Origin of the sequence: Psychrobacter sp. NPDC064578 (assembly GCF_044901245.1) — a bacterium.
Taxonomy (GTDB): domain Bacteria; phylum Pseudomonadota; class Gammaproteobacteria; order Pseudomonadales; family Moraxellaceae; genus Psychrobacter; species Psychrobacter cibarius_C.
This window is the reverse complement of record NZ_JBJDPI010000001.1, coordinates 30193-56311: the sequence shown is the minus strand read 5'-3', so window position 1 is coordinate 56311 and position 26119 is coordinate 30193. Positions and strand designations below refer to the sequence as shown.

21 protein-coding genes are annotated in these 26119 nt (G+C 43.8%); 14 read left to right on the top strand and 7 right to left on the bottom strand.

The window, feature by feature from the left end; all coding sequences use genetic code 11:
• Nucleotides 1–139 precede the first annotated feature (139 nt).
• Nucleotides 140–2359, bottom strand: a complete 2220-nt coding sequence (locus ACI2JM_RS00215; protein WP_404641247.1) for an NADP-dependent isocitrate dehydrogenase — start codon at nucleotides 2357–2359, stop codon at nucleotides 140–142.
• Between the two features lie 734 nt (nucleotides 2360–3093).
• Here ACI2JM_RS00215 and ACI2JM_RS00210 point away from each other — a divergent pair.
• The 4 genes from ACI2JM_RS00210 to ACI2JM_RS00195 all read left to right on the top strand — a co-directional run bounded on the left by ACI2JM_RS00210 (nucleotide 3094) and on the right by ACI2JM_RS00195 (nucleotide 7624).
• Nucleotides 3094–4509, top strand: coding sequence for a GNAT family N-acetyltransferase (locus ACI2JM_RS00210; protein WP_404641245.1), 1416 nt, complete (start codon nucleotides 3094–3096; stop codon nucleotides 4507–4509).
• A gap of 40 nt (nucleotides 4510–4549) precedes the next feature.
• Nucleotides 4550–5053 (top strand): chorismate--pyruvate lyase family protein, encoded by a 504-nt coding sequence (locus ACI2JM_RS00205; protein WP_404641243.1) that lies wholly within the window; start codon nucleotides 4550–4552, stop codon nucleotides 5051–5053.
• A gap of 458 nt (nucleotides 5054–5511) precedes the next feature.
• Nucleotides 5512–6768 carry a serine hydroxymethyltransferase gene (glyA, locus tag ACI2JM_RS00200; RefSeq protein ID WP_404641241.1) on the top strand — a complete coding sequence of 419 codons (1257 nt, stop codon included), beginning with the start codon at nucleotides 5512–5514 and terminating at the stop codon, nucleotides 6766–6768.
• 106 nt (nucleotides 6769–6874) lie between these two features.
• The gene (locus ACI2JM_RS00195) at nucleotides 6875–7624 is read left to right on the top strand and encodes a type 1 glutamine amidotransferase (protein WP_404641239.1); all 750 of its coding nucleotides are present in this window, start codon (nucleotides 6875–6877) and stop codon (nucleotides 7622–7624) included.
• A gap of 229 nt (nucleotides 7625–7853) precedes the next feature.
• Here ACI2JM_RS00195 and ACI2JM_RS00190 read toward each other — a convergent pair whose 3' ends face one another.
• The 5 genes from ACI2JM_RS00190 to ACI2JM_RS00170 all read right to left on the bottom strand — a co-directional run bounded on the left by ACI2JM_RS00190 (nucleotide 7854) and on the right by ACI2JM_RS00170 (nucleotide 12699).
• Entirely contained in the window at nucleotides 7854–8564 is a 711-nt protein-coding gene (locus ACI2JM_RS00190; RefSeq protein WP_404641238.1) for a hypothetical protein, read from the bottom strand.
• Nucleotides 8565–8711: 147 nt separating this feature from the next.
• Nucleotides 8712–9986, bottom strand: coding sequence for a sodium/glutamate symporter (gene gltS / locus ACI2JM_RS00185; protein WP_404641236.1), 1275 nt, complete (start codon nucleotides 9984–9986; stop codon nucleotides 8712–8714).
• A gap of 89 nt (nucleotides 9987–10075) precedes the next feature.
• Nucleotides 10076–10444 carry a barstar family protein gene (locus ACI2JM_RS00180; RefSeq protein WP_404641234.1) on the bottom strand — a complete coding sequence of 123 codons (369 nt, stop codon included), beginning with the start codon at nucleotides 10442–10444 and terminating at the stop codon, nucleotides 10076–10078.
• A 1-nt stretch (nucleotide 10445) separates the two neighbouring features.
• The gene (locus tag ACI2JM_RS00175) at nucleotides 10446–11216 is read right to left on the bottom strand and encodes a ribonuclease domain-containing protein (RefSeq protein WP_404641232.1); all 771 of its coding nucleotides are present in this window, start codon (nucleotides 11214–11216) and stop codon (nucleotides 10446–10448) included.
• Between the two features lie 181 nt (nucleotides 11217–11397).
• The gene (locus tag ACI2JM_RS00170) at nucleotides 11398–12699 is read right to left on the bottom strand and encodes a glutamate-5-semialdehyde dehydrogenase (protein ID WP_404641230.1); all 1302 of its coding nucleotides are present in this window, start codon (nucleotides 12697–12699) and stop codon (nucleotides 11398–11400) included.
• A 448-nt stretch (nucleotides 12700–13147) separates the two neighbouring features.
• Here ACI2JM_RS00170 and ACI2JM_RS00165 point away from each other — a divergent pair, with 448 nt between their 5' ends.
• From ACI2JM_RS00165 to ACI2JM_RS00120, 10 genes are all read left to right on the top strand, one after another.
• Nucleotides 13148–13471, top strand: coding sequence for a hypothetical protein (locus tag ACI2JM_RS00165; protein WP_404641228.1), 324 nt, complete (start codon nucleotides 13148–13150; stop codon nucleotides 13469–13471).
• Between the two features lie 405 nt (nucleotides 13472–13876).
• Complete coding sequence (locus tag ACI2JM_RS00160) at nucleotides 13877–14674, top strand: ABC transporter ATP-binding protein (RefSeq protein ID WP_045443533.1); 798 nt, start codon at nucleotides 13877–13879, stop codon at nucleotides 14672–14674.
• A 311-nt stretch (nucleotides 14675–14985) separates the two neighbouring features.
• Complete coding sequence (locus ACI2JM_RS00155; protein ID WP_198329618.1) at nucleotides 14986–15786, top strand: transporter substrate-binding domain-containing protein; 801 nt, start codon at nucleotides 14986–14988, stop codon at nucleotides 15784–15786.
• Between the two features lie 32 nt (nucleotides 15787–15818).
• Nucleotides 15819–16745, top strand: a complete 927-nt coding sequence (locus ACI2JM_RS00150) for a transporter substrate-binding domain-containing protein (RefSeq protein WP_238034793.1) — start codon at nucleotides 15819–15821, stop codon at nucleotides 16743–16745.
• A 102-nt stretch (nucleotides 16746–16847) separates the two neighbouring features.
• A complete protein-coding gene (locus ACI2JM_RS00145; protein ID WP_404641225.1) occupies nucleotides 16848–17759 on the top strand; it encodes an ABC transporter substrate-binding protein in 912 nt (303 codons plus the stop codon).
• A 458-nt stretch (nucleotides 17760–18217) separates the two neighbouring features.
• Nucleotides 18218–18952 carry an ABC transporter permease gene (locus ACI2JM_RS00140; protein WP_045453595.1) on the top strand — a complete coding sequence of 245 codons (735 nt, stop codon included), beginning with the start codon at nucleotides 18218–18220 and terminating at the stop codon, nucleotides 18950–18952.
• A gap of 12 nt (nucleotides 18953–18964) precedes the next feature.
• Nucleotides 18965–19690: an ABC transporter permease gene (locus tag ACI2JM_RS00135; protein ID WP_045443544.1), complete on the top strand. Its 726-nt coding sequence runs from the start codon at nucleotides 18965–18967 to the stop codon at nucleotides 19688–19690.
• 200 nt (nucleotides 19691–19890) lie between these two features.
• Nucleotides 19891–20607 carry a fumarylacetoacetate hydrolase family protein gene (locus ACI2JM_RS00130; protein WP_404641222.1) on the top strand — a complete coding sequence of 239 codons (717 nt, stop codon included), beginning with the start codon at nucleotides 19891–19893 and terminating at the stop codon, nucleotides 20605–20607.
• Between the two features lie 249 nt (nucleotides 20608–20856).
• The gene (locus ACI2JM_RS00125) at nucleotides 20857–23058 is read left to right on the top strand and encodes a PhoX family protein (protein WP_404641220.1); all 2202 of its coding nucleotides are present in this window, start codon (nucleotides 20857–20859) and stop codon (nucleotides 23056–23058) included.
• A gap of 228 nt (nucleotides 23059–23286) precedes the next feature.
• The gene (locus ACI2JM_RS00120; protein ID WP_404641218.1) at nucleotides 23287–24756 is read left to right on the top strand and encodes an esterase/lipase family protein; all 1470 of its coding nucleotides are present in this window, start codon (nucleotides 23287–23289) and stop codon (nucleotides 24754–24756) included.
• Between the two features lie 115 nt (nucleotides 24757–24871).
• Here the strand turns inward: ACI2JM_RS00120 and ACI2JM_RS00115 are convergent, their stop codons facing one another.
• Nucleotides 24872–25852, bottom strand: a complete 981-nt coding sequence (locus ACI2JM_RS00115) for an Hsp33 family molecular chaperone HslO (RefSeq protein WP_193216829.1) — start codon at nucleotides 25850–25852, stop codon at nucleotides 24872–24874.
• Between the last annotated feature and the right edge of the window lie 267 nt (nucleotides 25853–26119).

The following is a 26119-nucleotide window of genomic DNA, read 5'->3' as shown; positions in this document are numbered from 1 at the left end:
TGTCTTATGTTCAAGCATAAAAAACACCGCTTAAGTCTGAGACCTAAGCGGTGTTTTTATTTTGCCTAACTGGGTTCAAAAGTCTTTATAAATAAAGAAAATTAAGCCCAACTGTCTGCTGTATTAGCACACAACTCAATTACAATGAGGCGATTGCTGCATTGAATAGCGTGCTTGGACGCATCGCTTGTTCAGCCAATGCTTCATCTGCCAAGTAGTAACCTTTTAAGTCTACAGGCTTGCCTTGAGCTTCATTTAGCTCTTTGACGATAGCAGCTTCGTTGCTCTCAAGTTTTTCTGCCAGCGGTGCAAATTTTGCTTTAAGATCAGCATCTTTATCTTGTGCCGCAAGCTCCTGTGCCCAGTACATCGCCAGATATAAATGACTACCACGGTTATCGATTTCACCTGTTTTACGTGAAGGACCTTTGTTGTTTAACAACAGTTTTTCTGTTGCCGTATCTAGCGTATCCGCCAAGATTTGCGCTTTAGCATTATTATCGTGACTGGCCAAATGCTCCAAAGAGACGGTCAAGGCTAAGAACTCACCCAATGAATCCCAACGTAAATGGTTTTCTTCTAGTAGCTGTTGAACGTGTTTAGGTGCAGAACCACCAGCGCCCGTTTCAAACAAACCGCCGCCTTTCATTAATGGTACGACTGACAGCATTTTCGCACTGGTTCCTAATTCTAAAATTGGAAACAAGTCAGTCAAGTAATCACGTAAAATATTACCGGTCGCAGAGATGGTATCCAGACCACGGGCAACGCGCTCTAGCGTATAACGCATCGCACGAACCTGTGACATGATTTCAATATGCAGGCCTGTAGTATCATGATCTTTTAAGTAAGTCTGAACTTTTTTGATCAGCTCGTTCTCATGTGGGCGATAAGGGTCTAGCCAAAAGATAACTGGTGTATCTGATTCACGGGCACGGCGTACCGCAAGTTTCACCCAATCTTGGATAGGCTCATCTTTAACCTGACACATGCGCCAAATGTCACCGTTTTCAACCTGCTGTTCAAGCAATACCTCATCAGTATCTTCATCGACAATACGAGCCAACCCTGAACCACTCGCCTCAAAAGTCTTGTCATGCGAGCCATACTCTTCGGCTTTTTGCGCCATCAAACCAACGTTAGGGACCGTACCCATCGTCGTTGGGTCAAAATTGCCATGCCATTTACAGAAGTTAATCATTTCTTGATAGATACGAGCAAAGGTAGACTCAGGCATGACTGCTTTACAGTCATACATTTTGCCATCAGCGCCCCACATTTTACCGCCTGAACGAATCATCGCTGGCATAGAGGCATCAACAATCACATCACTTGGTGAATGGAAGTTGGTGATACCTTTTGATGAATCAACCATCGCTAGGCGTGGACGATGCACTTGGCAAGCATGTAAATCGCGTTCGATTTCTTCACGCTTACTGGCAGGTAGCTCAGCAATTTTTTCATATAAACTTGCCATGCCGTTGTTGACGTTGATACCTAGCTCGTCAAAGAAAGCGCCATGTTTATTAAAGGCATCTTTATAATAAGTTTTGACTGCATGACCGAACACGATAGGATGCGATACTTTCATCATCGTGGCTTTTACGTGCAGTGAAAACAAGATACCAGCTTCGCGGCAGTCTTCCATTTCACGCTCATAAAACTCAAGCAATGATTTTTTGCTCATAAACATCAAGTCGATGACTTCTTTGTCCAGCAAGGCAATACCTGTTTTGAAGACATGAATAGTGCCATCTTCAGCGACACGTTCCATACGTACAGTACGTGCTTTATCCAAAGTGATAGATTGCTCACCAGCATAGAAATCGCCACTGTGCATATGCGATACGTGGGTCTGTGACCATTGCTTCCATTCACCCATAGAGTGTGGATGCTTGCGTGCATAGTTTTTAACCGCTTTTGGTGCACGGCGATCTGAGTTGCCTTCACGTAATACTGGATTGACAGAACTGCCCAAGCTTTTGCCATAACGCTTACGGATCTCTTCTTCTTCTTCTGTCTTAGGATCATCTGGAAAGTCAGGAATAGCGTAGCCTTTGCTTTGCAGTTCTTTGATACAAGCTTTTAGCTGCTGAACAGAAGCACTGATATTAGGCAGTTTAATGATATTGGTGTCTGGATCTTGAGTCAGACGACCCAGCTCAGCTAGATTATCAGGGACGCGCTGCTCTTCCGTTAAGTACTCTGGAAACTCAGCCAACACACGGGCAGCAACAGAGATATCGCTGGTTTCAACTTCGATGCCTGCTGTTTGAGTAAAAGCTTTTACAATTGGCAAAAATGATAAGGTTGCTAGCGCTGGTGCTTCGTCAGTTTTTGTATAAATAATTTTAGACATTAGTTGGGCATTCCTTTTAGTTGTAATTAATAATAAGGCTCAAATATAAGTTAATAATTCCATGCAGCTCTGATGTAATAATGGATCATGCAACGATACTAAATAATGTGTCGCGAGATTTTTGTACACAGTTCCTTGAAAACCATCGAGTCTGCTTAGAATTTTTCTTCGTTAAGCGGCAGTTTGACTGTCTTGTCTGAACGACCTGCTCATATGAATGACTTAAAAATAGAGTGCGGACGCTACATCATAGTTAACTGATTATAAATCTGATACGATGTCAATATCGCATAATGAACTAAGTGTAGTGTTTTCGGTTGTTTCTAATATGTCTTAATTACATTAAGCTGTTAAGAGCCTTATTCTACCAGTCATCGATAAAAATTTCATCCTTTCTATACAAACACTGCCTGCTAATATTCGTCATAAAACGATGAATAATACAATCATTATTCAAAAAACTGCCAGTCATATCATAGATATGAATCGTGACTAAGTGATTCTTACTCTTCTTGCAGATATGAGCTGACAAACCAAATTATCTATGTTTTTAGAGGTGACTGTATTGGGATAGCTTTTATTATCGAGAGTGCATTGTTACCTATTTTATCCATAATATCTGACAATTATGAGAGCATAATTGTGACAGAGTTTGAGTAGAATTTTGCTAGGCTAGTCATATACGAAACAAGGTATAAAAAACTACGCCCATATAAAAATAAATAGTGAGTATTATGAGTTTACAATATGCATTACTCAATGACACCAGCTGGCAGAGTCAAACAGACTGGCAAACCCCCGATACCCCTTTTATGTCGTTTGCCTTTTGGCAAGCGTTAGCCGACACTGGCGCGATTGGTGAGCAGGCAGGCTGGTTGCCGATATTTGTGTTGGTACATCGTGTCGCAGATAGTCAAAGCGACAGCTCGATAGACCACGCTGATCATAGTGAAAACCATAGCGAAAACCATAGCGAAAACCATAGCGAAAACCATAGCGAAAACCATAGCGAAAACCATTCTGCGATTAACGAAGCTGCGCAAACAGTCGCGCATCCTGTGGCGGTGTTGCCAGTATTCCTCAAAGGTCATCATCGCGGCGAGTTTGTGTTTGACCATTCATGGGCAGAAGCCTATGCGCGTTATGGTGTGGATTATTATCCAAGGCTGGTTACCAGCGTGCCCTATACACCGATTACGGGTCAGCGGCTTTGGTTAGCAAAAGGTGAGACGTTAACCACCGATATCATAAAGACAGCTATCGCAGGCGTCGATGATATTGCTCAGCAAGTAGGCGCCTCAAGCTGGCATGGATTATTTATTAAGCCTGAGCTGGCAAAGATTGCGACGGCATTTATGCCTACTGATATTGATATAGCGCATTTGCTAGCCGCTCAAGATAATAGTTTAGAATCAACCGCAATTGACATGCCTATACTGGAACGTCAAGGCTGTCAGTTCTTATGGCAAAATAAGGACTTGCTACAAAACTGCCAACCGTTTGCTGATTTTGAAGCATTCTTAGCGACGCTAAAAGCCAAAAAACGCAAAACCATCCGTGCTGAGCGTCGTAAGGTCGCCGAGCAAGGCATCATCTGCCAACGTAAATGCGGTGATGCTATTACTGATGAGGACTGGAAAGCGTTTTATCATTGTTATGTGATGACGTATGCAGTACGTGGACAACAGCCTTATTTGACGATAGATTTTTTTATGGCACTGGCAGCGACTATGTCTGAGCACTTAATGCTCGCACAAGCGTTAGATGCCTCTGGAGAAATTATCGCCAGTAGCTTGTTTTTATACGATGATCGCCATAGCGAAAATGCCACTCTTTATGGTCGCTATTGGGGAGCACTGGGTGAGTACGACAGCTTACACTTTGAGCTGTGTTATTATCAAGGTATTGAGTTTGCCATCGAGCAAAGGCTTAAGTATTTTGATCCGGGTACGCAAGGGGAGCATAAGCTGGTTCGTGGTTTTATTCCAACGACGACACACTCTATCCACCGTATTTATGACCCACGTTTTGTGCCAGCTATCGCCAATTTTTGCGCCCAAGACCGTGAGCATATGGCGCAGTATCGTCAGCAAGCGTTTGAGGCATTGCCCTTTAATGCGGATAATATGCCAGCTTTTGATAAGCCTTAATGATTGCCCTTTTTTAATACTTTATTATTAGCCGTTAACTATGTCCAGTACTCCTTTTATTTGTCCTACCCATTTGTCTCCTCCTAGTGAGCTACTCTCGTGGCTCAATGTCGCAGGCTCTCTCACGGCGGTGTTGGAAGTGAAAGCAGGGCAGCCCTTGCGCGTGGAGCGCAGCTTTGAGGGCTACCGATTGCTGTCATTGGCACAAAAAAAACAATTGAATGTCACAGGTGCCATGCTAAATCGTCCCATGCTAGCATGGGTGCGTGAAGCGCAACTATATGGCAATGACGCACGCCCGTGGGTGGCTGCGCAAAGTATCTTTCCGTTACCCAGTCTCAAAGGTAACGCCCGCCGTCTACAGCAGCTCAAAGGCACACCCATCGGTTATGTGTTATTTAAACGCAGCCGGACTTTGCCCAATCAGCGTTTTATCCAGCAGACAAGTGAGGGTTGGCAACGGCAAACACGTTATGATTGGTATGGTCGCCAGTTGCTGATCAGCGAAACTTTTTTGCCAGCATTTTTCGCTACTGACAGTTGAATATCCGTTAAGTAGCCAGTCAGTAGATAAATATCGCTACTAATCTGCTGACCAACAACAGGTTAAGAGCATTATGATAGCGGTAAACCATTTATTTTATTGGCTATTTATCTGAGTTATATCACCATTTAATTCACTCAGCTTACAGTGAGGTTTTTTTGCGCTCACCGCACAAATTTTCATGTTACACTTAATGTTTAGCGATGATTTTGATGCCAACGCGTATCGAGTTTATTGCCGAATTGGACAAGTTAATGACAGGCCTATTGCCTCTGCTTACTCCTACTTACCTTTGCTAATAGACTCAATTCACAATAATGGTCATACCATAAAACTGAGCTTAAAAGTACCGCTGGTACTTTGAGCGACGTTGACACAGTAATTGTTTTATTGTGGGCAGCCTATAAGCTTCTTTTCAATGACATTTTTCAATGACAGTCACTACCTAGGACATCACTATGTTTAAAGATATTTCTATCAAAGATTTTGATCCAGTACTTGCTGAAGCGATGGCTGCAGAAAGCGTTCGTCAAGAAAACCATATCGAATTGATTGCGTCTGAAAACTACTGCTCGCAAGCAGTGATGGAAGCGCAAGGCACAGATCTAACCAACAAATACGCTGAAGGCTATCCTGGCAAGCGTTATTATGGTGGTTGTGAGCATGTAGACGTTGTAGAGCAATTGGCGATTGATCGTGCAAAAGAGTTGTTCGGTGCTGAGTACGTCAACGTCCAGCCACATTCTGGTAGCCAAGCAAACTCTGCCGTATTTTTAGCGTTACTTGAAGCAAATGACACCGTACTAGGCATGAGCTTAGACGCAGGTGGTCACTTGACTCACGGCGCACACATTAACTTTTCAGGTCTGAACTACAATGCCGTACAGTACGGCTTGGTCGAAGGCACTGGTCTTATCGATTATGACCAAGTTGAAAGTTTGGCAAAAGAGCATAAGCCTAAAATGATTATTGCTGGTTTTTCAGCGTATTCACAGGTAGTCGATTGGGCACGTTTCCGTGAAATCGCTGATGAAGTTGGTGCTTATTTGCTAGTAGATATGGCGCACGTTGCTGGTCTAGTTGCTGGTGGTGTTTATCCAAACCCAGTACCGTTCGCTGATGTGGTTACAACGACTACGCACAAAACCCTACGTGGCCCACGTTCAGGCATGATTTTGGCGCGTGATGAAGTACTTGCTAAAAAGCTCAATTCTGCCGTATTCCCAGGTAACCAAGGTGGCCCGTTGATGCATGTCATCGCGGCAAAAGCGGTTTGCTTTAAAGAAGCGTTAGAAGATAACTTTTCTACTTATCAGCAGCAAGTGGTTAAAAACGCTAAAGCGATGGCAAAAGTGGTTCAAGACCGCGGCTATGAAATCATCTCTGGCGGTACGGAAAACCATCTCATGCTGATCAGCCTCGTTAAGCAAGAAATGACGGGTAAAGAAGCGGACAAATGGCTTGGCGATGCGCATATTACTGTGAATAAAAATGCTGTACCAAATGATCCAAAATCGCCGTTCGTGACGTCTGGTATCCGTATCGGCACGCCAGCAATCACTACTCGTGGCTTCAACGAAGCGCAAGCGGGTGATTTGGCAGGTTGGATTTGTGATGTATTAGATAGTCGCGGTGATGAAGCGGTCGCTACTGAAGTACGCGGTAAAGTAGAAGCGATCTGCAAACAGTTACCAGTTTACGAAAAAAATCAGTAAGCCGTTTCTCTTTATTTTAGCCAGCGCTTGTTAAGCGTTGTATAAAGTAAAAAACCGCTTAGCGTTTGCTAGGCGGTTTTTATTTTTTTAATAAAAGGATAATTTGATGATGCTACGAATTCATGCTCTTTACCATGTTGATTTTGAAGAGCTCAGCCATATCAAGCAGTGGGTAGATAATCGAGGCCATAGTATTACGGTCACATGTTTTTATAAAAATGAGCCATTACCCGCGCAAGACAGTTTTGATTGGTTAGTCGTTATGGGTGGACCAATGAGCATTCATGATGAAAGTGACTTTCAGTGGCTAGCTGATGAAAAATCTTATATTCAGCAAAGTATTAATGACGGAAAAACCGTGATTGGTGTTTGCTTGGGTGCACAACTGATTGCAGATAGCTTGGGGGCGAAAGTTGCGCCATCAGGCATAAAGGAGGTTGGCTGGCTGCCCATTCAATTGACCGAACAGGGTCTTGCACATCCGCTGCTAGCAGATTTGCCAAAGAATGAATTCACTGTATTTCATTGGCATGGCGATGGTTTTGAGTGTCCCAAAGGCGCGACGCCAATTGCAACGTCACATACTTGGGCCAATCAAGGTTTTGTTTATCAAACATCAAAGCATAAAGAATTAGGTACGTGGGTGCTTGGTTGGCAATGTCATTTTGAAGTGACTAACAAGAGTATGGTAGATATGGTGTCGCATGGACAGACGTATATACAAGAAGCGATGATTGATCATCCTGACTCTGTGCAAGCGGCTGATGAGATCCTAGCACTAGGGGACACGTATATTGCAGATAACAATGCATGGCTCTCGACCATGCTAGATAATTTAGTGAAATCTTGTCAATAATCCTGAAGCAATAAAAAAACGCTTAGCTTTTGCTAGGCGGTTTTTTTGCGGATAAGTTTGAAAAAAACTTGAAATTTTGGCGCAGGCTGTGGCTTTAGCCCAGTATTTTAGATTTTGCAAAGTATTATTGGTGCGCTGATACACATCATAACTCTAAATTTTTTTAATCAATATTGAACGACTTATTATATTTGCCGCAAATAATACCATTAGCCAAGTTATTCAAATACTATTGAGCAATTGATGCCACAAATGAGTGCGCTTCATGCAAATCCATGCTAGGTGTCTTATTCTCTTTTATAACTTCTTTAAAGCCATGTCTCGAATCTAGACCTGATAAGGTATAGTTATTAGCTGTATTAGTAAATCTCTTTCTCAAACTCTTATCAATTGAGATTGGGATTTCAGTTTTTTTAGATAATGATTCGAGTGTCTCAAGTATTTTATAGTAGTTAATATAGCTTCCGTCTAGATCAAAATATTTTAATATTAAATAAACATCTTCGCGTTCAGTGGCTAAATTTATCATAAGAAAACGAGTATTAGAATTTTTAGCTTTTTGAAACTCTTGATTATAAAGTAAGCTAGAAATACTAGGTCTTCCTAATAATGCAAACGTGTTTCTTCTAGGTGACTTTAAGACTCTACCACCATTGTGAAGAAGTACTGGTAACGTTAACTTACGGTTCTCTTTGTCTATGATTGACGAAACCCCATTATATAGACTTAAAAGTTCATAGCCTATTTGCCAGACAATTTCAGCATCATTTTCTTCATCAAAATAGACTGATGTGAGACGGAAGTCATCACTTATACAGTCATTATAATCATCAATACCACCAGAAATGTTGAAGTATAAATTTGATTGTGAAATTGGGAAAGGGCTTAAATTTCCATTATGGCCATTTAACCAGAATTCCCACTTTACTATTTCAGCCAACATTCTCTCCTAGTTATTATATTATTTAAGTACCTTGAAGTTATGTATTTTTTAAGAAACATAAAAAACGCCAGTCTAGATACTGACGTTTTTAGATAGTTGTAGGAAGTGATATTATTCAGGTGTATCTAATTCTACTGCATCACTCTACATAAACGGCAGTTTAGTAAATATCTGCAAGATCGTCGCGTTGACGATATCGACAAAGAATGCACCAACCATTGGCACAATCAAAAATGCCTTAGGCGAAGGCAGATAGCGATCCGTGACAGCCTGCATATTGGCAATCGCCGTAGGCGTCGCACCCATACCGAAACCACAATGTCCAGCTGACAAGACCGCTGCATCATAGTCTTTACCCATCACCTTAAAGGTTATGAAATAGACATAAACAACCATAATGACCGTCTGTACCAGTAAGATAATCAACACAGGGCCTGCCAAATCAGTCAGCTGCCATAGCTTCAATGACAGCAGCGCCATGGCTAAGAACAGACTCAAAGAAGCGTTACCAAATACATCGATAGAGCGATCAAACATATCAAAATTAAAGATAGTGGTTAAGACATTACGAATAATCACACCACCTGCCAACGCCCAGACGAAAGTAGGTAGCTCAAACCACGTGCCTTGTGCAATAAGCGTCATGACATCGGCGAAAGCCAACGCTGCGGCAAACAATGCCAATGTCTCAATAGTAGAAGAGGCGGTGATAAAACGCATGCTGTCAGGTCTTTCGAAAATTTCTTTATTGCTACTCGCCGAATCTTCATCATGTTTGGTGCTATAAAGCGACTGCGCACCAGCGACTTTTTCGATGTCACTAGGATTGGGATTGGCGGGTGTTGGTTTTAACCCCAGCTTTTGAATCAGGCGACGGGCCACAGGACCGCCAATGATACCACCAGCGACTAAGCCATAGGTGGCAACGGCGATACCAAGTGTCGTTGCACCGACCACACCGTAATCTTGCTCCAAGGTGATACCCCAAGCGCCTGCCGTACCGTGACCACCAGTCAGGGCGATAGAACCTGTCACTAATCCAAGTAGTGGATCAAGTCCCAACGCGCTTGCCATGGCCACACCAACGACATCTTGCAAGACGATAAAAACGGACACAACGATGGTAAAAATCAACAATGGCGTACCACCAGCTTTGAGTCTACTAAAATCAGCACTCAAACCAATAGAGGCAAAAAACATCAGCATGGTAGCCGTCTGTAATCCTTGATGAAAGTTAAAACTATATCCCCAAATGATATTTAGAATATAGACCACTATTGCTGCGACCAAACCACCAGCAACAGGCTCTGGAATGTTAAAATCTTCTAAGAATTTAATTTTCTTGACCAAAAAGCGCCCAAGCAGCAGCACTAGAGTGGCTAGTATCAGCGTGTAATAGCCGTTTAGGGTAATTTCCATATATTAATCCTTTCTATAAAAATAAATTAACCTGAATTCGGGATAAATATGGTTTTATCTCGAATTCAGGTTTGTGTGGTGATTGGCGACTAGGCATCATCCACAGACGGCATAATAACCCATAATTGCGGCTTGCCAAAATCTCTGTAGGCATCTTCAATGATACTTTTGAAAACATTAAAATCTTCGGTGTTTATTTTTTTCACCGCTGTTAGATCCAGCATCAGGTGAGTCACTTCGCTGTCCGTTAAACAGTCCCATGCGCTATCCCAGTTATGTGAAAAATAGCTGGGAAAATCACAGGCATTGGCTAAGTTTGTTAATAATGTGGTTTTATTAAGTATCTCGTCTACCGGTATGTTAACAGTCTGAGCGGGCATGCTAGCATTGAGTGCTGTAGTTTTTTGGTTAATATTTTGGTCAAAATCCAGATTAATATAGTGGATGGCTTTACTCATATTATTTTACGTCCAGTCTGCGAAAGCTATCATAGTGATCAACGGTCAAGTAATACACAGTCGGTGGATGACCACCTGTGACGATACGCCGTGCACCGCGATGTGACACGCCAGGGGTCGGCACGGTATATTCGCGGTAGTAGCCTTGCGACTGCGTGGGCAATACTCCCTCACGATTATAAAATGTCGTGCCATCTTTATGAGGATAAGGAAAAGGCCCGCCTCGTTGAATAAGGGCAATGGTATTGTCTATCTGAGCATCGCCCGTGACGCCGCTTGTCTTTGCTGGCTGGGTCTCAGATGAGGTTTGTGATACCGCTGTTGGGTCAATACTATTGGTCAAAAACCCAGACGACAAATCACCAAAAAAGTAAACAGCGACGGCAATAAGGGCAATCACACTAAATAGGGTAGAGCCTAAGCTTCTCTTGTTTTGATTGCCACGCTGATGATGGCTATTGTCAGGGGTAGTGTGTCGCGGGTTTTTGTTATTATCAGTAGAGTTATTTCGGCTGTCAGTATTTGAACGGTGATGCGTTATATTTGAGTCTGGAGTGGCTAAAATACTCAATTCGTTGGAAGTGACTTCAGTGGCTCGTAGTTGGTTTTTATCATTACGCTCACTATTAAAATAGACGCTTTGACCGACGGTTATTGGCTGTGATAATCGCACTTTACTCACATGAAAAAACACGTCTTCACTTTGGTTGTCTACATCGATAAAGCCATAGCCTTTATCTGAATTCCAGTGCTTGATTTTACCACTCTGCATAAGCCCACTTTCCTATCGCCTGTTTTGTTATCGTGCCGCATGACTTCTACCATACACATGGTTTTGATGCCGTATATATAACATATTTGACACTACTAAAAAACGCCAGCAATTGAGCTGGCGTTTTTTTGTGGATTATACGTTAAATGAGAGAGTGGATGATAGGCTAAGCGACAAGACGTTAGGCGCGAGTCTCACCATGACCATAAACGATCCATTTCTGTGAGGTGAGACCTTCAAGTCCTACTGGGCCACGAGCGTGGATTTTATCGGTCGAGATGCCAATCTCAGCACCCAATCCATACTCAAAGCCATCGGCAAAACGGCTAGAGGCGTTAATCATGACGCTCGCTGAGTCGACTTCACGGATGAAGCGTTGCGACTTGGTATAGTTGTCGGTAATGATAACGTCGGTATGACGGCTGCCATGAGTGTTGATATGTTCGATGGCTTCGTCAATACCTGACAAGACTTTTACCGCTAAGATAGGCGCTAAATATTCGGTATCCCAATCTTCAGCAGTGGCTGCAGACAGATGTCCAGCAAGCTTAACATTGTCATTTAAGATGGCTTGCGACTTGTCATCAAGGCGTAGTTGCATCGCATCATCAGCGGCGATGATGGCTTCGGCAATCTTTGGCAATAGCTCACCTGCGACTGATTCGTCGATCAATAGCGTCTCCATGGTATTACACGTACCGTAGCGATGGGTTTTTGCATTGACGCTGACCTTGATGGCGATTTCGGCATCTGCATCGCTATCGATAAAGGTATGGCAGTTGCCATCTAAATGCTTGATGACAGGAACACGAGCATCGCGGCTGATACGCTCAATTAACCCTTTGCCACCGCGTGGGACAATGACATCGACATAATCTGTCATGGTGATCAGCTCGCCGACAGCAGCACGATCTGTCGTTTGTAATACTTGCACACTGTGCTCAGACAGCCCGACTTTTTGTAGTCCTTCCAAGATACACTTGGCAATCGCTTGGTTGGATTCAAACGCTTCAGAGCCGCCGCGCAAGATAATAGCGTTGCCTGATTTTAGCGCCAATGAAGCCGCTTCTAAGGTCACGTTAGGGCGCGACTCATAAATCATACCGACCACGCCGAGCGGCACCCGCATTTTCCCCAAATGAATCCCTGATGGCTGATAGGTCATGTCAGTGACTTCGCCGATAGGGTCTGGTAATGAGGCGACGTCTTTTAACCCTTGGAGCATACCGTCAAAGCGGGCATCATTTAGTTCTAAGCGATCCAGTAAGGCTGCCTCTAAATCGTTGCTTTGTCCATTATCCATATCGATTTTATTGGCGGCCAAAATATCTGATTTGGCCTCTTTTAACACATCATGAATCGCCATTAATGCTGAATTTTTGTCACCAGTGTTTGCCGCAGCCAGCACACGAGAAGCCGCTCGTGCTTGTTTGCCGACAGCTTGCATATAGGCAGTAACGTCTGTGGTATTCGATTGACTCATAAATTATTTTCCTTATGTTATAAATTTTTTAAGCAAATGAAAGCGCCCAAAAAGGCGAAAATGTGACAGCAGATGATTTTGATACCTGTCAGGTATTATGCTATTTAACATAGAGGAGATTGAGGCGATAGTAAAGATGATTTTGTGAACAGTGCCTGCTTTACATAGCGTTTATGAGCATTGTCGTCGCGTCATTTTACTGACTTTACCATTACTGAATCCTTGCCATTTCCTGATACAAGCACCGTTTTAGAGAAAGCAAAAACGCAAGATTTCGGTTACGTGGTTTTAACAGAACTGCGTTGTAACTACTAAGGTAGCTAGCATTAATCATACGTATAGTAGAGCTTAACGATGCATCAAAAAGCAATTAAAGGGCAGACATTCATGTACGAATGGTTGCTCTTCAAATACAATTCAATAAATGAAACAATGATGGAGAATAAAAATGGCTATTAGAAATGACAGTATCGACAACACCACGCGTAAAAGCTTACTGACAGTTGGTTTGGTTGCCGCGGCATTGACATTGGGCGCTTGCGGTAAGAAAGAAGAAGCGCCTATGGAAACTGCTCCAGCCGTTGATGCACAAACAGCAGTAGAGGATGAAGCTACTGGTGTTGCGACAGCAGGCGAAGGTGATGATATTGCAGTTGCTAGTGCTGATGATGGCATGGCAGTGGGTAGTAATGATGATGTGGCGGTGGCAACAGCAGATGACGCCGAAGTGCTGGACGGCACTGAGAGCGAAGAACATGTCTCGACGTATTAAATCGCTACTTTGATTAACTGGTTATCATTAGTGGATGATATAAGCGAATAAAACTAGATAATCAGATAAAACTACGCCCAGTACACGAAAGTGATAAAATAAGGCTCAGCGCTGTAAATACAGTCTGGGCTTTTTTGTGTTAGCTATTTAGTGGCTTATTAATATGTATTTACCACTGATTGAGCATTGATTCAGCGTTGATTGAGCATCTGGTTCAATACAGGATTTGCCTTTTTGCTGTTTAATAAGAGACAATGTGGCATTTTTTCTATTTGTGTCACGAATCATTGCCTTATCACAATAATGCTATGATTGATGCTGATACTATTTAAGCTGCCTATGCCGCTATTTTTTATTTATTTTTATTCGTGTTTTCACTCATATTTATTGGAAGTCTGCTGAACCATGCTTGATATTGCAAAAGATCCGACTCGGCCTATCGCCTTAGATTTACAAGACGTCCATAAAAGCTATGGCTCATTGGCAGTGCTAAAAGGGGTGTCCCTTACCGCATATGACGGTGATGTCATCTCTATTTTGGGCTCATCAGGCTCAGGTAAATCTACCTTGCTGCGCTGCATTAATTTGCTCGAAAAGCCCAATCAAGGTCGTATTATTATCGGTAATGATGAGCTGATGCTCAAGCCTGCCAAATCAGGTGAGCTGCAAGCGGTCGATATCAAGCAATTGGAAAACTTGCGCGCGCGCGTGGGTTTTGTCTTCCAAAACTTTAACTTGTGGCCGCACAAAACGATTTTGCAAAACATCATCGAAGGGCCAACGCAAGTTTTAAAGATTAAAAAAGATCAAGCCATTAGCGATGCTGAAAAACTGCTCGATAAAGTCGGTTTGCTTGATAAAAAAGACGCCTATCCAGCGAATTTATCTGGTGGTCAGCGTCAGCGTGTGGCAATTGCCCGTGCGCTTGCCATGCAGCCACAAGTGCTGCTATTCGATGAGCCAACCTCAGCCTTAGATCCAGAGCTGGTCAATGAAGTGCTCGCCGTCATGCGTGAGTTGGCAGAAGAGGGGCGTACTATGCTTATCGTCACCCATGAGATGCGTTTTGCGAGAGAAGTATCAAGCAAAGTGGTGTTCTTGCATCAAGGCGTGATTGAAGAGATTGGCACGCCTGAGCAAGTTTTTGATAATCCTACCTCTGAGCGTGTCAAAGACTTTATGGCATCGCATCGTCAGAACTAGCCTCGTATTTAGTATCCGTTTTATATGCAAAAATGGGGTGGTAATATTCTTACCACCCTATCGTCATTTTATTTTAAGCATAAAATTACTGCTTAGTAAGCAGCGTTGACTGTTTATTACTCGTTAATAACAGTCGGTATGTAAAACGTTTGTTTTTGATATTTTACTCAGGTATTATCAAAAGGTTTACAGGTGGTCGATAATGACGGCTGCTTGTGTATTCTGCTATCTATATTGCTTGTCTGGCAGGGACGTCAGAGAACAAAATATCAGAACCCTACATTAAAAACCCATCAGAATTTAAGGAATGTATGATGTCGAATTCTCGCCTATTGTGGTCATCGATGACCGTTACCGCCGCATTGATGCTGAGCGCCTGTAGTCAACCGGCTAATGAAACTACTGATAGCAACACTGACGCCGCTGCAGCAGAAACGGCTGGCAAGACCATTCGTATCGCGACTGAAGGTGCTTATCCTCCTTTTAACTACACCAATGCTGATGGCAGCTTGGCAGGCTACGATATTGACGTTGCCAATGCCTTGTGTAAACAGATGCAAGCCAAATGTGAAATCGTCGCTCAAGATTGGGATGGTATTATTCCGGGTCTTTTAGCACAAAAATATGATGCAGTGATTGCGGGTATGTCTATTACACCTGAGCGTCAAGAAAAAGTCGACTTTACCGAGCCTTACTTTGCCAATACGATGGTTTGGCTGACCGATACCAAAGGCAGTTTTGATCCTATGGCGATCAAAAACTTGACACTTGGTGGTCAACGTTCAACCACGCCTGGCGCTTATTTACAAGATAACTATGAAGGCAAAGACGGCAACACTGTGCAGTTGTATGACAATTATGACAATGCTTATCTGGATCTAAAGTCTGGTCGTAGCGATGCGGTATTGGCGGAAAAAGTCTCTGCCAAATCATGGTTGGCAGACAACCCTGAAGGCTTTGGTATCGTTGGTGACGAAATTGACAATGACGATAATATTGCCATTGCTGTTCGTAAAGGTGACGCACTCAGAGACGACTTTAATAAAGCACTCAGCGAAATCCGTAGTAACGGTGAGCTGGCACGTCTTGAGCAAGCGAACTTTGGTCAATAATCTTCTGATTGAAAAATGAAGGAATAGCAAACATGACAATATCAATGACATCATCATTAAAAACCAAGGCGTTTTGGCTTGCGCCATTAAGTGCCGCGATGCTTATGCTGGCTGGTTGTAATAATAGCGCCACGCCAGAAGATGGTGCGGCAGCTGACACCACAGCCGATGCACCTATGAACATAAAAATTGCCACCGAATCAAGCTATAAGCCGTTCAGTTATACCGATGCTGATGGCAAGTTAATTGGTTATGAGATTGAGCTGGTCGACGCTCTGTGTGCACAAATGAAAGCAAAATGTGAAGTCATCTCACAAGATTGGGATGGTCTCATTCCTGGTCTAAATGCCCAAAAATTCGATGCAATTATCGCAGGTATGTCGATCACGCCTGAGCGTAAAGAAGTGGTTGAATTCACTGACCCATACTTTCACACCGGCATTATCTTGATTGGTAAAAAAGGTGATGACATTCGCGTCGATGCATTAAAAGGTCAGCCCATTGCCTCACAGCGCTCAACCGTCGCTTCACAGTACTTGCAGGATGAACATGCAGATGCTGATATCAAGCTTTATGATACCCAAGATAATGCGTATCTGGATCTGACTTCAGGTCGCGTACGGGCAATGATGTCCGATAAAGTCACTGGCATCGATTGGCTAAAAACGGATGCTGGTAAAGACTATGAAGTCAAAGGACAAGAAATCAGCACCGACGAAGATGCCATGGGTATCGCGCTTCGTAAAGGCGATCCATTGGTCGCTAAGTTCAATAAAGCGTTGGCTGAATTAAAAGAAAACGGTACTTATGATCAAATCACAGGCAGCTATTTTGGCACCAGCTCTACCGCTGCTGCGCAAAAAGCCGTGGCAACCACCGACGTAAAGGAAGTGATGGTGGTTGAAGGTGATGATGCTGTTGAAGTGAAAGAAGAATCAGCTGAAGCGGCGACTAACTAATATCATAGCTCATCTCTGTGCTCGGCTGATATGGCTGTCACGTATGGCGATATTCACTCATAGAGATGAGTGTTATTTTACTCACAAACCCCAAGGATGATCATGAACAACCATTTTGACCAACACCGTGCAATCGCGAACGCATCTGTTATCAATGGCATCAAGGCGCGGCGTTTTTCAGCGCACTTGCTTGCGATGGCGACGCTTTTAACCTTAGCAGGGTGTAGCAATGGTCAAAATGATGCAAATGATGCTGTCAGCCCAGACGCCGCTGAGACCGCAGCGACGGGTGATGTGTTACGTATTGGTACCGAAGGCGCTTATGCCCCCTTTAACTATACCAATGCGGATGGCACTCTTGGTGGTTTTGATGTTGATATTGCCAACGCTATCTGTGCCGATATGAAGGTAACATGTGAAATCACAGCGCAAGATTGGGACGGTATCATCCCCGGTCTAAAAGCGGGTAAGTACGATGCGATTGTGGCCGCCATGTCGGTGACGCCTGAGCGTGAGCAACAAGTCAGCTTTACAGAGCCGTACTTTAGCAATACCTTGGTGTTTTTGGCCAAAAAAGACAGCAGCTTCGATCCTAGCAATAGCGATGATATCAATGCGCATTCTATTGCCGCTCAGCGCTCGACCATTTCTTCGCAGTGGTTAGAAAAGGTTTATCCAAATGCTGACATGAAGCTTTATGACACGCTAAGTAATGCGTTTTTGGATTTGGGTTCGAATCGTGTTGATGCGATGGTGTCTGATAAGCTGCCAGCGCTAGAATGGCTTGGCTCCACCTCAGGCAGTCAGTATGCGCTCAAAGGTCAAGAGATTGACATCAATGATAATTTTGCCATCGCGGTGCGTCCAGGCGATGCATTGCAAGCAAAAATCAATAAGTCATTGGTCAATATTAAAGCGGATGGCACTTACGATAAAATCAATCAAAAATATTTTGCGATTCCAGCATCAAGCTCAACGGTCACTACTGAGCCGACAGAAAAACCTGCTGAATAAGTCTTAAAATATGTTTAGCACTATTGCATCGTAACCGTGAGAATGGTGATTTTTAATAGGTTAATTTGAATTCCATTTCATAGGAAGGGTATCGCTTCAATAGCGATATCCTTTTTTTGTTTTTTATAAAAAATAGTTCGGTCTTGTGATATTGACTGTTCGGTTTGTAAAAATATGACTAATCTAATGCATTTTTAAGAAGATAAGCGTCTATTTAAGCACTGCTTTTACGTGTGAGTATTAACATAGCTGGCAGCGAATATGATAAAATCAGCGCTCATTTCTACTGTGTCAATTTCCGCCGCAATAATCGTATTGATTTGACGTCGATCTATGACGCAAAGCACCAAGGTCTATTTGGTATAAAATACGCTTATCAGCAGCGCTCAGCGATTGATGCTGATTCTTTTAACTCATATTTTGCAAATTGCTAATATAAAGAGACTGAGTGGATAATTGTGTTTGATTTACAAGGATTTGGCGCGCTACTACTGAGCGGCGCTACCGTCACCATCAAGCTTGCCATGACCAGTTTAGTCATCGGCATGGCTTTAGGGCTGCTCGGTGCCACAGCTAAGCTGTCCAATGTCTGGCTGCTGCGTAAAATTGCGACTGTATATACAGCGACAATGCGCGGTATTCCAGAGTTGCTATTGGTACTGTTTATCTATTACGGTGGCTCTATGCTGCTGATGACGATTCTCAAGAAATTCGGCTATAACGAATATGTTGAGATCAGTGCCTTTTGGGGTGGCGTGATGGCGTTGTCTATTGCGTTTGGCGCTTATGCGACTGAAATTTTTCGCATGTCGATCCAAGAGATTCCGATAGGGCAGAAAGAGGCGGCGCAAGCAATTGGCATGCGTCCTTTTCAGACGTTTTATCGCATTACCTTGCCACAAGTTTGGCAGATTGCGTTGCCAGGATTGGGCAATTTGTTTTTGGTGTTGCTCAAAGATACCGCATTGGTATCAGTTGTGGGTCTCAAAGACATCATGTATCAGGCGTCACGTGCCGCCCAATCAACGCAGCAGCCATTCACTTTTTATATGGCAGCGGCGATTATTTATCTGGGTTTAACCATGTTGATTACTGGTTTTATGATGTGGCTCGAATGGCGCGCCAATCCAGCGGCACGCTACGCTAAAAAGCTGAGCCGTCAGTCAACCCACCGTCAATCGACCATAGGATAGAGGAGAGATACTATGGATTGGAATTGGCAGGTTATTTTTGATAGTATTCCTGATTTATTAAACGGGGCAGTATTGACCGTACAGCTGGTGGTTATCTCAGGTATTATCGGTCTATTTTTTGGTTTGGTTTTAGCCCAGTTGCGCTTGTCAAAAAACTGGCTGGTGCAGATACTACCCTTTTCTTATATCTTCTTCTTCCGTGGCACGCCGCTGCTGGTACAGATATTTTTGATTTATTATGGTCTAGGGCAGTTTGAGGCTATACGGAATTCGTTCTTATGGGAACCTGTGCTCAGTCAAGCGTATTGGTGTGCCATCATTGCCTTTACCATGAATACCAGTGCTTATTTGGCAGAGATCATTCGCGGTGCGATTCAGACCATTCCTGTTGGTGAGCTCGAAGCAGCTGACGCTATCGGTATGTCGAAATGGCAAAAGCTTACGCGTATTACCTTACCCCGTGCCTTTGGTATTGTCATTCCAGCTTATAGCAATGAAGTGATCTTTATGCTAAAAGGCAGTGCGCTAGCGTCAACCATCGCTTTGATGGATATTACGGGTGTCGCTCGAACTATTAGTGCGCGAACTTATACCTTGATGGAGCTGTTCTTCGCTGCTGGTATTATTTACCTTCTATTATCATGGGTGATTCTGTTTAGCTTTAGGTTGTTTGAAAAAAGAATGAACCGCCACACAAGTTATGTACCGCCTGATGTAATGACCAACACCATACCTTAATGGTTTGGCTCAAAATAATGCTAAAAAATCAATGAAATAGCGGGTTAATATCTTAATATTAACCCGCTATTTTTTTGTTTAACTGCGATTTATCTCATTTTTATGGCTATTTTTAAAATGAAGATAAGCCCTAGAAAAATAGCGACAGATAGTGCAGTATGTATGACCAACCTATCAATAATCTGCTGTGAGTGCCTAGTATGAGCCAATCACCCCATATGTCTTTAATCAATGCGATTGCTGCCAGTGTCAATGATGACGCGAGCATTGCAACGGTTAACGATAGCGTACGTGCATCCATCGGCAAAGTGGTCTGTGTCGGCCGTAACTATGCGGAACACGCCCGCGAGCTTGGCAATGAGATACCAAAATCACCCATCTTATTTATGAAGCCAGCATCGTCAGTGGTCAGTGTGCGTCATGATATCGTCCGTCCCAATTCAGCGATATATGGTGAGACCCACTATGAAGCTGAGCTGTGTGTGCAATTAGCAGCAGACTTATCGGCAGCCACGCTTGAACAAGCACAGCAAGCGATAGGTGGCGTGACTTTGGGGCTGGATTTGACCTTACGTGACTTGCAAAGTAAGCTCAAAGAAAAAGGTCATCCATGGGAGCGTGCTAAGTGTTTCGATGGTGCCTGTGTACTTGCTGATTGGATTGATCCGCAAGCGTTTGGTGATTTTAGTCATGTCAAATATCAGCTTTATATCAATGATGAGCTGAAGCAAGAAGGTGATAGTGCATTGATGCTATTTCCAGTTTATGAACTACTGGCAGAGATTAGCCATGCCTTTAGCTTACAAGCAGGTGATGTGATTATGACTGGGACGCCAAGCGGCGTTGGCATATTACAAGCAGGCGATGCGTTAAAATTGAAGATCGGTGCCCATGAATGGCAGGCGCAGGTTCAATAAATTTCTGTAGCAGCATTATTTTATCAGTCGTCAAATGCAGCGACGCCATCATAAAATCCCAAGTTAACGCTTGGGATTTTTTCGTTTTATAAGGTGCTTACAAAGTGCTGTCATGAGACTGTCATCTATGTTTCAACGTTCTGTCATAAACTCTCGGTAGACTTAGGCGTAATTCGTATTTTTGTGGTGATAATTGTAAAGCCGCGATCAACTCTCCGCCAATCCAGCCTAACAGCAAGGTGACTGATAATGACATTATTGAATAATAAACAACCACTTGCCCATGAAGTCGTTGAAGACTCTAATCCGACTGACAATATCGATTTTCAAACCATTATTAGTCGTCGTTTAAATCGTCGTAGTATCCTAAAAGGTGGCACAGGATTGACGGCGGCGGCTTTTTTTGGGGCATTACCTTTGGTTGGCTGTAGCGATGACGATGACAGCAGTCCTATCAAGAATACTGATAATAACGCGGCTATCCCTGCACAGGGCGATCTCAAACGTCCTGAGACTTTGAAGTTTACGGCAGTGGCGCATTCAACTGCCGAAACGATGAGCGTGGCAGCAGGCTATAAAGCCGAGATGATATTACCACTGGGTACGCCGCTGATATCTGGTATCGACGATTGGAAAGACAACCGAGAGCAGTCGGCAGAGTCATTCGAATGGCGCATGGGTGATAACCATGATGGCATGTGGTTCTTTGGTAAAAAGGGCGGCGCTTATGATGCTAAAGCGGCAGAGAATGGGCTGCTAGTGATGAATCATGAATATGTAAATAGTAATGAGCTGAGTCCGTTTGGCTATCATGTGATCCAAGATAATAATGCCGCGCCCATCTTTCAAAATCGTCGCCTCGCAAGTGACGTGCGTAGGGAAGTTAATTGCCATGGGGTAGCAGTGGTTGAGATGAAACGTCGCGCTGATGGCATGGGCTATGAGATGGTAGCTGATTCGAAATATAATCGCCGTCTCACGAGTAGTAGTACAGCGCAGTTAACAGGGCCCGTTGCTGGCTCTGATTTGGTCAAGACTAAGTTTGATCCGACAGGCTTTCAGACTCGCGGCATCAATAATAACTGCGGTGCAGGTTTGTCACCTTGGGGCACCTATCTGACCACCGAAGAGAACTTTTTAGGGGTATTCGCCCGTGGGCAAGATGCTAGCCAATTAAGTGATGGGCAAAATTATGGTCGCGAGCGCTACGGTGCAACAGAGGATTTCCCAGGTTGGGAGTATCTGTGGCACACACCTGAAGCCAAAGATGCCAAGATAGCCGATGAGTTTTCGCGCTGGGATATGACTGCTGTCGGTACCAGTGCGGCTGACGATTATCGTAATGGCTTTAATACCTTTGGCTATATCACCGAAATTGACCCTTTTGACCAAAACTCTATGCCGCAAAAACGTACGGCACTGGGACGTTTTGCCCATGAAAACTGTGCTTATGCCCCCGTCGAACAAGGCAAACCGGTGGTCTTTTATATGGGCGATGATGCTCGCGGCGAATATATTTATAAGTTTGTCTCCAAAGTCACATGGTCAAATAGTGATATCGGCGGTGGCTTAAAAGCGGGCGATAAGTATTTGAATGATGGCACGCTCTATGTTGCTATCTTTAATGAAGATGGCAGCGGTGAATGGAAAGCACTCGTCCATAGTCAAAACGGACTGGATGCCTCCAATACAGTATTGCCTTTTAATGGGCAGGATGAGGTTCTGGTTTTTGCTCGTGCCGCAGCAGATGTGGTCGGTGCAACCAAAATGGATCGACCAGAGTGGGTATCGGTTAGCCCTATGACGGGTGAGGTATACGTCACATTGACCAATAATAAATACCGCGGCGTACGTGAGGATCAACCTGTCTCAGCCTCTAATCCGCGTAGCTATCAGGCAGGTGAAAAAGCGGCAGGTAATGACAACGGTCATATCATTCGCTGGGCAGAAGCAGGTGGCGATCATGCGGCCATGAGTTTTGAGTGGGATATTTATCTGTTTGCTACGCCTTATGATCTGGCCGCAGAAAATTTGTCACAGTTAAATGATAGCAATGATTTGTCTTCTCCCGATGGTTTGTACTTCGATCCGCGTGGCGTATTATGGATTCAGACCGATGATGGCGCTTATACCGATATCAGCAGTTGTATGTTACTGGCGGCGCTGCCGGGTAAAGTCAGTGATGGGACAGCCATAACGACCTCAGCAGGACAACAAACACGAGTTGGGATGCCTGCTAGTAATGACAATATCAAACGTTTTTTTGTCGGTCCTGAAGGTTGTGAAGTCACAGGTATTACCATGGCTCCTGACTTTAAAACCTTATTTATCAATATTCAGCATCCGGGTAATACTTGGGGCGCTATTGCTGGAGGCAGTACGCCGCGCTCAGCGACCGTGATGATTACGCGCGAAGATGGCGATGTCATACTGGCAGAGTCGTTTGTCTAATTAGACATTTACATGAGTAATGATGTGTCTTACTCAACACATAAATCCCAAGTCATGGCTTGGGATTTTGTATTTTGGAGGACAGTTATTAATATGCAAGCATTGGTATTAAGGGATAGCGCCTTTCTTTGACAATAAAAATACTTGATAGTTAAATCATTCTCTTCTGTTTATGACAATTACAGGATAGTATGGAAAATCCTTTCAACTGCTTGATATGTTAACACTATGCCCAGTCCAAAACCTTTAGAAACCATTCATGATTTATTTGCCACCACTCGGCGTCCAACTGCTATTGAGTCGGATACTGGTGAAGGTTTTCAGGGGGATGTCTATGAAGAGTTGGCGAAACTCGAATATATTTATGTCGATGAGCTGACCGCAGAAACGGTAGATAACAGCTATAGCAAACCGCATCAGCCTATTACGTTGGTTGATTTTTTTGAAGGCTTGGCTCAGTTGGCAACGATGGGCGTGGTGGAAGTCACTGATATTGTAGAGGCTATCCATCGTGAGGTTCTGCTGCGTCCTTTAGGGCGGTTTAATAAAGGCAATATTGAGCACTGGCAGCGCGGTATCACAGGGCGGATTTATGGCACGGTGCGTTATACGATGCAATTGGTGGGTAATAATCTTGCCTCAGGGCTGCGTCTTTATAACACTGTCTCTAAACCCAAAAAAATACAACCTTTACCCAAAAACTTACGTCGCTTGGTCAATATTCTAAATGGCGTCATGGGCGATCACCTTATCACTCATCACAATCCATTGGCAGTATCGATGGTGCTATACGATGAATACAATCGTGTACAAAGTGGCGCGCTGTCCGGGCGTATTATTATTTTATGCCATGGGCTTTGTATGAGTCATTTGAGCTGGCAGGTATCTGGAGAAGGCAATTTGGGTGAAGCGTTGGTCAATCACTTGCCAAAAGCGACGGTGCTGTATTTAAACTATAATACCGGTCGGCGTATTTCTAGCAACGGACGTAGCTTTGCAAAAGTCTTGCAAGATTTGGTTGAGAATAATCCCGACGTCACTCAAATAGATTTAATCGGTCATAGTATGGGCGGTTTGTTGAGCCGTAGTGCGCTATTTTATGGTAAAGAGCAGGGCTTTAGCTGGGTCAAACGCGTGGGCAATCTTGTCACCTTAGGCTCACCGCATCATGGCGCAAGCTTGGAGCAGATTGGACATTTTGTTCAAGATAAAATCGCTAAGCTGCCTTTTGCAGGATCATTGGCTAAATTGGGCGACTTGCGTAGCGCCGGTATTATAGATTTACGTTACGGCAGTATTCGCGATGCTGATTGGAAGTCTACCGAAGGGCGCAGCGTGCTGCCAGCAGAGTTTCGTCATCCCACGCGTTTGCCCCTGCATGTGAATACCTATTTAGTGGCGGCAGCTTTGATTGAAACTCATTATGAATCTAAGACCACAAGTTTGCTTGGGGATGGGTTGGTCTCAGTAGAGTCAGCGCTCGGCGAATATACCGAAGAGCATACGCTAGCAGTACCAGAGGGACATAAGGCGATTTTTTATGGGGTCAATCACATGAATTTAATCTACAGCGATAGAGTACATGAGCAAGTTATTGCTTGGCTGTTGGATAATAGGCTAGGCGATGCCCATGATGCAAAGTATGGGCTTGATAGTCGTATCTATTCTTATCCAGAAGTGGATGAAGTAGCCAATTAAGCGTGCTCGAAACCAGTTATATCGTCAGTCATAAATTTCAAGCCCTGACATTAAAAACCCCCAAGCGTCACACTTGAGGGTTTTTTATTACTAAGCGCGCTGCACTAAATCCTAACTACTCAGAAAATATCGTGGTCACATCGTCTTTATTAAATTTATACATCTCGCCACAAAAGCCGCAATCCATCTCAAAGTTACCGCCTTGCTCATCAATGATGTCTAAGACTTCTGCTTCACCGATTTGCTCAATGGCCATCTCACATTTCTCACGTGAGCAGGTGCAACCAAATGATAATGCAACAGGATCGGGCGCGACGACATTTTCTTCATGATACAAGCGATAAAGGATTTCGTTGGCATCAAGCGTGGTCAACTCTTCAGCTTTCACTGTCCGTGTCAAAACGCTCAGACGTGTCCATAAGTCATCGTCGATACCCGCATCTTGGTTTTGCTCGACTTCATAGGTTTCTTCAGCAGTACGAGGAAGCATCTGTACCAACATTCCACCCGCTTGCAGACCATCAGACGCCAAATTAATCAAGGTTGGAATTTGCGCCGATTGCTTTTGGTAATGCGCTAAGCAGTCTGCCAAATTGTCATGGCTGCGCTCGACGATGCCTTGATAGGCTTCGCCGCCTTCAGGCTGAATGTTAATAAACAACACGCCTTGACCCATCGCACCCAATTCAGCAAATGCCTCTTTGGCATGAGTCATATTTTCCCAAGCCTGTACTTGCTCATCAGTCTCACCCTTCCAGCTAGCAAGGGCACGGATGATACCGTCTTGATTGCATTCTGCCATTGCCCAGTTTAGCAAACTATCGCTGTCTGATGATTGCAATTGAATGGACAGATGACCATTGATTTTGACCGTGCCGATAAGCAAACTCGCTGCTGTCAGCATCTCACCCAATAAGCGCTTGATCGCTTCAGGATAAGGCTTTTGGGCTATCGTACTGGCATAGCTGCGTGATAGGCGCACCACATCACCGCGCACTGGCGAATCTTCAATAAAGAAACGTTGACGTACGTCATTGTCACTATGGTTGCCAGCGTTCTGGCTGTCCGTATTAGGGACTTGAGTATCTTGTGTCATAGGTCATTTATAGTATTAAGAAGTTGTTAGCTTTATGGGGATTCATCGTGATTTATCAATTGCCCGTTAGATATTGTTTAACAAATTACAGGTGTTTATTGGATAGTTATGGTGATACTAAACCCGATATCCTTAAAAAATAAGCCTCATTAAAATTTTTTTACCCACACCCGCTATTTTGTTGTACAGTAACATTAAGTTGCATTGTGATAAATAACAGCAACAACAACCGCATGGATGCGTGGCAATAAGGTCAATGAATAAGAC